This window comes from Peribacillus sp. NPDC060253 (genome assembly GCF_042727425.1).
Lineage (GTDB): Bacteria > Bacillota > Bacilli > Bacillales > DSM-1321 > Peribacillus.
Genome location: NZ_JBHXAS010000258.1, coordinates 1 through 2,005 on the forward strand (window position 1 = coordinate 1; position 2,005 = coordinate 2,005).

Consider the following 2,005-nt stretch of genomic DNA (forward strand, 5'->3'; position numbering starts at 1 on the left):
TTTTTAAGTATTGTGAAATTTAAAATAATCCTATATACTAAAAAAAAAGCTATTTTCCTATATGTAACTGGCGCAACATGGAGTACCATGGGGGAGCATATAGAGTATAAGCCGCGCGCCTGGGCAAACACTTGATCTATAGATCAAGTGTTTTTTATTTTCCTAGGAAGAGGTGTAGGTAGAGATGAGTAATATGCATAGAAAAATGGGGACTTTTGCTTTAACTATGACAGGTATTGGTTCTATTATCGGCTCTGGTTGGTTGTTCGGAGCGTGGAAAGCTGCACAGATTGCTGGACCAGCAGCTATTTTTTCTTGGATTATCGGTATGGTTGTAATTTTATTTATTGCATTATCTTACGCAGAGCTTGGGGCAATGTTTCCTGAAGCTGGAGGAATGGTTAAGTATCCTCAATATTCGCATGGCTCTTTTATTGGATTTATAGCTGCGTGGGCAAACTGGATATCTATCGCTTCGACTATTACCGTTGAGGCCATTGCTTCCGTACAATATATGAGTACGTGGCCTTGGGAATGGGCCAGATGGTCTCATTCTTTAGTTGATAATAATATCTTAACGACCAAAGGATTATTCATAGCTTCTTTACTACTATTGTTCTATTTCTTCGTCAACTATTGGACAGTTAACCTTTTTGCTAAGGCAAATTCATTTATTACTATTTTTAAATTAATTGTTCCAGGTGTAATGGCAGGATCGTTATTTTTTGCTGGATTTCATGGTGAAAACTTTACAAGTTCTCAAGGTATCGCACCATATGGTTGGGCAAGCGTTTTAACAGCAGTAGCTACTTCTGGTATCGTGTTTGCGTTTAATGGATTTCAAAGTCCCGTTAATATGGCAGGAGAAGCGAAGTCGCCGAATAAGTCTATACCTATTGCTGTTATTGGGTCTATTCTAATTGCAGGTTTTATATACGTTATTTTACAAGTTGTGTTTATCGGTGCAGTTGATCCGTCTATGATCCTGAACGGATGGAGTCATCTGAATTTCAATTCACCTTTTGCTGATTTGGCAATTGCTCTTAGTCTTAACTGGTTAGCGATTGTATTGTATGTAGATGCGTTTGTTTCACCGTCTGGTACAGGAGCTACTTATACAGCTACAACTTCGCGTATGCTTTATGGAATGCAGAAAAATGGGTACTTACCGAATATCTTTGGTACATTACATCCACTTTATGGTGTTCCTCGTCCAGCGATGTTATTAAACTTAGGCGTATGTTTTATCTTTTTATTTTTATTCCGTGGATGGGGCGTACTTGCTGAAGTGATTTCAGTTGCTACACTTATCTCGTACATCATGGGGCCAGTTGCATTGACAACATTAAGACGTACAGCTTCTCATTTTAATCGTCCATTTCACTTAAAAGGCGCTTCTATTATTGCACCTTGTGGATTTGTTTTCGCATCGCTTACTTTATACTGGGCGCGTTGGCCATTAACAGGAGAAGTCGTTTTCATCATTGCTATTGGACTACCTATTTACTTTTATTATCAAGCGAAAAATAAGTGGAATGGATTCAAAAAACAATTTTTATCAGGTGTTTGGATGCTTCTTTACTTAGGTTGTATGATTTTCATTTCTTATATTGGAAGTGAGAAGTTCGGCGGAAAAAATATTCTTACATTTGGCTGGGATATGGTGATCATCACATGCTTAGCACTTGGCTTCTATTGGTGGGGAGTTAAGAGCGGGATTAAAACAGAATACATGGCTGAGGCTGAAAAAATTAACAAAGAATTTATCAATAAATAACTCTTAGTGTAGACACCGCTATATGAGTAAAAAGAAAACATGGTTACTTTATGACCATGTTTTTTATTTATTAAAAAGTGTTCGCAAATTGGAACACCTGACAATATTAATGAAAAATTTAAACTTTGAGCTAAAAGAATTTTTATTGCTATATTCTCAGATATTTGAAAATACTGGGCTTAGAACGCTGCATGGAGTCAAGGGGGAGGAATTTGAAAAAGTTATTAT

At 36.9% G+C, this 2,005-nt stretch carries 2 protein-coding genes and 1 riboswitch; both genes read left to right on the forward strand.

Annotation, left to right across the window (positions count from 1 at the left end; all coding sequences use genetic code 11):
* Positions 1–53: 53 nt before the first annotated feature.
* Positions 54–132, forward strand: a riboswitch (ZMP/ZTP riboswitch).
* A gap of 52 nt (positions 133–184) precedes the next feature.
* On the forward strand, positions 185–1,777 hold the full coding sequence (locus tag ACFWE9_RS26790; RefSeq protein WP_230155464.1) for a glutamate/serine transporter AimA: 1,593 nt from the start codon (positions 185–187) through the stop codon (positions 1,775–1,777).
* Between the two features lie 22 nt (positions 1,778–1,799).
* Positions 1,800–2,005 (forward strand): hypothetical protein (locus ACFWE9_RS26795; protein ID WP_377359654.1); only part of this gene is annotated, 206 nt, incomplete at its 3' end.

What these genes read in the sequence shown, in the direction of transcription:
- ACFWE9_RS26790 (WP_230155464.1), top strand. Translation starts at nt 185, where the DNA reads ATGAGTAATATGCATAGAAAAATGGGGACTTTTGCTTTAACTATGACA.